The sequence below is a fragment of the Streptomyces sp. NPDC058086 genome, from assembly GCF_042885015.1.
GTDB lineage: Bacteria > Actinomycetota > Actinomycetes > Streptomycetales > Streptomycetaceae > Streptomyces.
In genome coordinates this window covers 1-6,913 of the sequence record NZ_JBHVST010000214.1, presented here as the reverse complement: position 1 = coordinate 6,913, position 6,913 = coordinate 1, and the positions used below count along the sequence as shown (strand labels likewise).

The following is a 6,913-nucleotide window of genomic DNA, read 5'->3' as shown; positions in this document are numbered from 1 at the left end:
CGACCTGGACGCCCTGCTGATGTGGCTGGTCCGCCACGTGAAACGCGCCCCCTGACATCACGAGGGCGCCGCGCGGCACGGGAGGAACCACACCCATATCGCCAAACCTGGCGGGGATGCACCGAGAGCCGAGACAACCGCAGATGAAGCAGCGTCAGGCACCGCGAGAAGCCGCAGGTCACAGCCTTGGTGGATGCAGCGACGCGCGAGATCCCACAACCAGCCTGTGAGCCCCCAGCACGGCCCGCTTCCCGACGGCACCGACGCGCACCGTGGCCGCCATCGCCGCAGGCTGGACGGGTGGACTGGCCCGTCTCCGTCGCCCTCGCCCGGTCCGTACCGGAACTTCCCACCGGCACGGACTGGAGCTACGAGGTGAAACTCGACGGCCACAGAATGATCATGTGGCGGACCGACGCCGGAGTCCGTCTGCAGGCCCGATCCGGACGCGATGTCACCGCCGCATGGGGAGACCTCGCCCTCGCCGGCCACCACCTCCCGGCCGGGACCGTTCTCGACGGCGAGGCCGTCATCACCACCGAGGACGGACGGATCAGCTTCGAGGCCGCCCAGGCCCGAGCCGCCTCCTCCCCCACCCGCGCCCGCCGCCTGGCCACCCAGCGCCCCGCGCACTACATCGCCTTCGACGCCCTGCAACTGCCGTCGCCGACCGGGGACATGCGAGCACGGCCGTACAGCGAGCGCCGCGCAGCCCTCCTCAACCTCCTGGCAGAACTGCTCGCGAACACCCCGATCCAGGCCGTCTCCGCCACCACCGACCGCGACACCGCACTCACCTGGTACAACACCCTCCATCACGAGCACGGCGTCGAAGGCATCGTCGCCAAACGCACCACCTCCCCCTACCGGGCCGGCCGCGCCGGAGCGTGGTTGAAGATCCGCCACGCCGACACCATCGAGGCGACCGTGGCCGGGTTCACCGGCACCGTGCGCCAGCCGAAGGCACTCGCCGTACGGCTCCCCGACGGACGCGTCGCGCTGTCCCAACGCCTGACCACAGCACTCGCCACCCGAATCGCCCCGCGCCTGGTCCCCCAGCCCGGGCGCGCGCACACGCAGGACGGCGACGCCTACACACCCGCGAGCGGGGAGATCGTCGTAGAGGTCGTGGCAGGCACCACCCGGCACGCGGTGGTCACCGTGGTCCGCCTGCGCTGACCCGACCACAGGCTTCTGCTCGACTGCACCTTCTCCCCAGCTGCAGCGTGCGCGAACTGCGGCCGCCTATCTGCCCGTCGATCCCGCCGCTTCATTGCGTATCCCTGGCTCGAACCCTTTTTCCCTCGGACCATCCATGTAACTCCCGCGGCGGCGGTCAGCGCCTCGCCGCGAGCCTGTCGTAGCCACGACAGCGGAAATGGCCGAGGAGTTCACCCTTCCCGAAGGTGCTGTGCACCATCCCAGACGCCGGCCGGCTTGGTGTCCTTGGCATACTGGCGCAGCGTTTGGTGGCAGGAGGCTGAAGTGGGGCTAGTGGACTCGTTCACGGCGGTCGTGCGAGTGGAACGGCACTTGTTCGCATTGGTCGATACCGATCCGGAGAGGGAGGAGCCGTTCTCGCGGATCCCGGACAACTCGGCGTTCCTGGCCCACGAAGGCTCCGTGGTGGTTGCATCCGATCTGGAAGACCAAAGGGCCAGAGTGAGGTTGGAGCTCTGGGACTCACCGCCTGATGCGCCGTCTGGACAGGCCTTCACAAGCATGGGCGATCCGAGCTCCGTCTCCTTTGAGTCGGAGCGGATCCAGCTTGTCAGCCTGATGCAGGAGCCTCAGGCAGACGAGTACGAACTCACCGGTGCCGGCCCCTACTGGGTGCGCGTGTGGGCGGGCCCTCAAGAGGAAGACCCCCAGGAAGAGCTGGATGCCTACCGTCTCTTCGAGCGCTTCGTGATCCAGCTGTGGACGTGACACCGGCGGCAGGGCGGCTCACACGCTCCCGCCCCGCCGCCGGCGACTACTTCACGTTCACGTAGAAGGCGTCACCGTCCAGGATTCGGTCGTCGTTGTACCAGGTGGAGAGCTGGGAGCCCGCCTTCTGGTTGTCGCGGCTCGTCAGTGCTCGTGCGGAGAAGTTGCCGTTGGCGTTGTAGGCCCCTTCCTTCGTGGTGCTGAAGGGGTATTCGTCGCAGTCCTTGCCGTGACTGGAGTAGTTGGGCCATTGCGCCTGGCAGGCCGCGCGCGCGGTTTCGCGGTTACGATCCCGCAGCCGCGTGTCGTAGAAGATCCGGTGCAGCGGGGTGGACGAAGGAGCTCCCGGGATCCTCTTTCCGGTCTTGGCGGGGATGGTTGTCCCGGGCCGGTGCTGGGCGTCCCAGATGTGCTGCGCGGTCTCCTTGACGTCGGAATTACTGCGGTCGTAGGTCATGGTCGCGCGGATGTCGGTGAAGATGCTGCCCTGCTTGTACTTCAGGTACGAGGCGCTGTCGAACCGCACTGTGATCTTGGGTTCGGGAAGCTGGACGTTCTTGTTCCCGGCCGCGATGAAGAAGGTGGCGGGTACGAAGTCGAACTTGTGGACCTTGTCTCTGCCGGTGCCGGAGGCTTTGTCTTCGTCGAAGGTCAGCAACTCCATGCTTTCCCTCTTCCAGCCCTTGATGCTGGCATCTTCCTGCGCTGCGCCGACCTCGCCTCGGAAGCCGCCCGAGATCTGCGTGACGCCCCCGTGTCTTTCCCCCTTGTGCAGGATGGGGCCGTTCGCGCTCGACTGGTTCCATCTGTTGATCAGGAACGTGGTCGAGTCCTTGATGGTGCCCGTGGTTTGGATCTTCTCGAAGTACTGGTCGAAGGCGACAGACCGCTCGCCCTGGAACGCGTACCCGATGATCGTCTCGACGTAGGTGAGTGTCCCGACCGGCGTACCCGTTTCGACGTCCCTGCCGACAACCTGGACGGTGCCCCGACGGCACAGCGCGAAGTGGTTCTTGACCCACTCGGGCTTGCCAGCACTGTTGCCGTGCCTGACGCACTCGTCGTGAGTAACGTCGTGGTAGTTGAAGTTGGTGCCCGGAGGCCGCGAACCCCCGGCGGCGCTGGCGAGCGGAGCCCCATCCGAGACCCCGGCCGGGAGAGAACCGGAACCGTCCAGCGGTGTATAGGTCGCTGTATAGGTGATGTCGGCCGGGTCCGGATTGCTGACGCTGACCGCCGTCGCGGGTGACAACAGCACGGCAAGAGTGCTTGCGACGACAGGCAGAGCCCATCTGGCAGCTTTCACAGATACCCCCTGAAGATGTGGTCTCGGCCAACGTAGGGGAGCCGTGATCTTGGAGGTATCTGAGCGCGTAAGAGTGATCAAATCCACACGACGTGCCTGCCGTGCGGATGTCCGTGCGCAGGCCACGGCGATTCGGTACGGGGGGTCCAATTGGAGCGAGGCGCTCAGCTTGAGATATAGCCCGTAGGAGCCTTGGGTGCGTGGCTCGCATACTGGCCCAATGAGTTCGATCTCCACGCACCACCGGTTCCGGGATCCCCGGAGCACGAAGTACGACTTCCTCACGTCGGTTCTCGTGCGCTGTCCCGGCTGCGGGAAGGTCGCGCACATCGGTACAGCACCAGACCCGTCCGGGGTTCACGACCAGGGCCTCTTCGCACGGAGGCGTCTCGTTTGTCGGAGCTGTGGGATGGCGAAGGACTGGAGCCGTGGCGGTGTGGCCTTGCACCGGGACCGGCATGCGCCGGCCACAGACCCGTACTTCGATGTGCGTCTCTGGCTGCAGACCGAGACCCGGCACGGGTGGGTATGGGCCTACAACCTGGAACACCTGTACCTGATCAGACGATTCGTGCAGGCACCGCTGCGTGAAGGGACTCCCTGGCACGACCACGGCCGGAAGATGACCGTGGTAGCCCGCCTGCCTGCATGGATGCAGCAGGCCAAGAACCGCGACGAAGTACTGCGAGCCATCCTCCGCATCCACGCCTCACTGCTGCGCATCTGACCTTGTCTTTAACCAGTTCGGCGCGGTTTTGTGCCGACCTTGTGGTGGGCAGGTCGGCTGAACGCCTCGCCGGTGGCAAGGACTCTGCCCACGTCGTGACGGGTGGCTGGGCGACGGTTTTTCGAACCCGGTGGCCGGGATCGAAGTGCAGCGCTCACAGGTCAGGCGCATCCTGCTCGCCGAAGGCGTGCGCTGGCGCCGCACCCGGTCCTGGACGCGGTCGAAGGACCCGGACTTCGTCCCACAAGGACAAGGATCACCGGCCTCTACACCCACCCGCCCGATGGTGCGACGGTGATCTGCGCCGACGAGCTGGGGCCAGTGATCCCGCAGACCTTCCCGCCCGCGCCCGCCTGGTCACCGTACGGGCACCGGATCAAAGCGGAACTCGACTACAGCCGCAGACCGGAGAAGACCCCTCGACTCTGCCCTGGCCACCGGCATCGTCACAGGACGGTCTGATGGTGGCGCCGAGTTCCTCCCCGACAGTGAACTCCACGTCGGCAACGTCCCGGGCGGTATCGCTCTCCGCTTCCGTGTCGTGACGTGCATCACCTGGTGGCGGGTGCGGAAAGTTGCCGGAGGTTTCGGCCGCCATTCCGCTTCACATGAATCGCACAGGTCCCGCATGGGATGCGCACGTGAACGACGTATTCCGGAACGGTTCTCGTCTCCCCGGAACGGTATGTGCATGCGCCTGTAGGCCCTGAATTTTCCCTGTTCTGTTCACGTGTTCCCTGTCTATGGTGAGCGCCGCGTGCGGTGGATCTTGACCAGTCCGAACACACGCGTCTGTCATTCGGCGACCGGGGGAACACCGTCGCCCACGGGGAGGGGCTGCTGCGCCATGCCGTCATACCGGCCTGCCTGCGCACGCTGGTCCAGCCCGCGCTGTGCGCCCCTGACTCCGGCTCAGGACCGCTGTTCTCCCTTGTCTTCGACCGGGCCTGACCGGGCCCGCCACCTTTGGACGAAGAAAGAGATGCTCTGTTGCGCCCCAGCCCCTGGTTCCGTATGCCCGGAACACGAAGATCCAGATTCTTCACTCCCGTCGTCACGTCGGTGGCCGCCCTGGCCGTCCTCGGCGGGCTGGCCGTCCAGCCCGACCTGCTCGGTCGTGGAGCGGACGCCGATCCGGCAAGTGACTCCTACGACTGGAATGTGGACACGGCTGCCGAGCAGTTGCGGCAGGACCAGTGCCTCATGGCCGATGTGCTGCGGCTGGGCGGCCCGTCTATGGCCACGACCGCGCAGGACGGCCTGAACCAACCTGCGGACACGCTTCATACGCTGGCCGACCGGAAGAGCTGGGAGAAGACTCCGCTCGCCGCCGCGTACCAGACGGACCGGGACGCGGCGGGCAAGGAGCTGGACGCCCTCCATGCTCTCCGGGACGGATGGCGGAAGCCGCTCGAGGGTCTGACGAACCCGGCCGGTTTCACCGACACCGACTTCCACTGGCCTCCGGGGTCGCCGGGGGACGGGCAGGAGGACTTCTACGGCCAGACCGGTCTGACGAAGTGGACCGCCGACCGGTTCTGGAAGAACGACGGCGACTTCTACGCCGACTCCACGCCCAAGGCGGACGCGGCGACCCTCAAGGCCGTCGACGACCTGGGCAGCCCTCTCTACGGCAAGGACCCCGACCCCGCCGGGCTGCCGGCCGACGAGTGGAACCGGGCCCTCGCCGAGCGGGACGCGTTCAAGTGGCTGCACGGGGCTCCCGGGGAGAACGCGGGCGCGGACAACGCCCGAATGTTCCTGGCGTCCGGAGGCTTCACCCGGACAGCCCCGCAGCCGGGCACGGCCGAGTACCGCATCGCGGTCGAGGACCTGAAGTCCCGGTTCGCCGCGTGCGCGTGGCGGGACCCGATCGATCCCGACCACGTTCTGGGCGACGTCTCCGGCACGGCCGCCACGGAGTGGCAGCAGGAGATCGCCTCTCAGACAACGCAGCGCAACCAGATCCTGAACGCCGGCAAGGACGCCACCAAGTCCCTGGCGACCGGCGCCAAAGCGCTGGGTGACCTGCTGGGGTACTCGTGGACCGCCGACCACCTCGCGCGCTGGCAGGACTACTGGTCCGCGGGCGGGGCCGGCTGGGTCGGCGACGCCCCGGCGGTGATCGAGGTGCACGCCGCGCAGGGCAAGTGCCTCGACGTCGAGGGCGCGAAGAAGGACAACGGCACCCCCGTCCAGCTGTACACGTGCAACGGTTCGGCGGCGCAGGAGTGGAAGGTCTACGGCGACGACCGGGGACTGCACCTGCAGAACGTCAACTCCCTCAAATGCCTGGACGTTTCGAACAACAACCCGGCCAACGGCACTAAGATCCAGATCTGGACGTGCAGCGGCTCCCCGGCGCAGACGTGGGAGTTCAACCTCCGCGCCACCGGCAGCCTGCGCAACGTCGGCACCGACAAGTGCCTTGACCTCCACGAGTACACCAACGGCTACAACTCGTGGCTGTACACGTGCAACGGCAGCGGGCCGCAGCAGTTCGACGTCACGCCCTCCGGACACACCGGCACCGTGCCGCCCAAAGCCCAGTTCGACAAGGCCAAGGCCGGCATCACGGCCGCCCAGACGGCGGCGAAGAAGCAGCTCGACGTCCTCAAGACCCAGCTCACCGCCGTGAAGAAGGCCGCCACCACCTCGGACACCGCCGAGCAGGCCTCCTACACCATCGCCGACACCAACGGCGCGCCGCGGGGGCGCGGTCTGCTGGTCGGGCAGCAGAAGGCACAGGTCACCCAGGGTGCGGCGGCCGCGCTTGAGGCGATGGTGAAGGCCGGCGAGACCGCCGAGGCCGCCACCCGCGCCTCCGGCGGAGACAGCCAGACCATCGCGGAGCGCGCGCTCGCCCAGGCCGCCCAGGTGAAAGCGGAGTTCCGCAAGAAGGCCGCGGAGAAGGCCGAGTTGCAGGCCAAGGCCGCGGCCGACGCCGCGAA

Annotated in this window: 7 protein-coding genes; 5 read left to right on the top strand and 2 right to left on the bottom strand. The window is 67.2% G+C overall.

Annotation, left to right across the window (positions count from 1 at the left end):
* Nucleotides 1-300: 300 nt before the first annotated feature.
* Together ACFVWD_RS56745 and ACFVWD_RS56740 are read left to right on the top strand one after the other, a co-directional pair.
* A complete protein-coding gene (locus tag ACFVWD_RS56745; RefSeq protein WP_389606909.1) occupies nt 301-1,179 on the top strand; it encodes a DNA ligase in 879 nt (292 codons plus the stop codon).
* 306 nt (nt 1,180-1,485) lie between these two features.
* Entirely contained in the window at nt 1,486-1,929 is a 444-nt protein-coding gene (locus ACFVWD_RS56740; RefSeq protein ID WP_143626465.1) for a hypothetical protein, read from the top strand.
* Between the two features lie 46 nt (nt 1,930-1,975).
* On the opposite strand, the gene ACFVWD_RS56735 is transcribed toward ACFVWD_RS56740, so the two are convergent.
* Nucleotides 1,976-3,187 (bottom strand): NucA/NucB deoxyribonuclease domain-containing protein, encoded by a 1,212-nt coding sequence (locus ACFVWD_RS56735; protein ID WP_389606907.1) that lies wholly within the window; start codon nt 3,185-3,187, stop codon nt 1,976-1,978.
* Between the two features lie 268 nt (nt 3,188-3,455).
* Between ACFVWD_RS56735 and ACFVWD_RS56730 the strand changes: the two genes are divergently transcribed.
* The gene (locus tag ACFVWD_RS56730) at nt 3,456-3,962 is read left to right on the top strand and encodes a hypothetical protein (protein ID WP_382147040.1); all 507 of its coding nucleotides are present in this window, start codon (nt 3,456-3,458) and stop codon (nt 3,960-3,962) included.
* A 376-nt stretch (nt 3,963-4,338) separates the two neighbouring features.
* On the opposite strand, the gene ACFVWD_RS56725 is transcribed toward ACFVWD_RS56730, so the two are convergent.
* The gene (locus ACFVWD_RS56725; RefSeq protein WP_389606905.1) at nt 4,339-4,560 is read right to left on the bottom strand and encodes a DUF6281 family protein; all 222 of its coding nucleotides are present in this window, start codon (nt 4,558-4,560) and stop codon (nt 4,339-4,341) included.
* Between the two features lie 164 nt (nt 4,561-4,724).
* Between ACFVWD_RS56725 and ACFVWD_RS56720 the strand changes: the two genes are divergently transcribed.
* Nucleotides 4,725-4,913, top strand: a complete 189-nt coding sequence (locus ACFVWD_RS56720; protein ID WP_376230635.1) for a hypothetical protein — start codon at nt 4,725-4,727, stop codon at nt 4,911-4,913.
* Nucleotides 4,914-4,976: 63 nt separating this feature from the next.
* The coding region (locus ACFVWD_RS56715; protein WP_389606904.1) for a ricin-type beta-trefoil lectin domain protein at nt 4,977-6,913 on the top strand (1,937 nt) is incomplete at its 3' end.

Bases quoted from the DNA above. Each gene is read 5' to 3' on its own strand.
- ACFVWD_RS56730 (WP_382147040.1), top strand. From the start codon at position 3,456: ATGAGTTCGATCTCCACGCACCACCGGTTCCGGGATCCCCGGAGCACG.
- ACFVWD_RS56725 (WP_389606905.1), bottom strand. From the start codon at position 4,560: ATGGCGGCCGAAACCTCCGGCAACTTTCCGCACCCGCCACCAGGTGAT.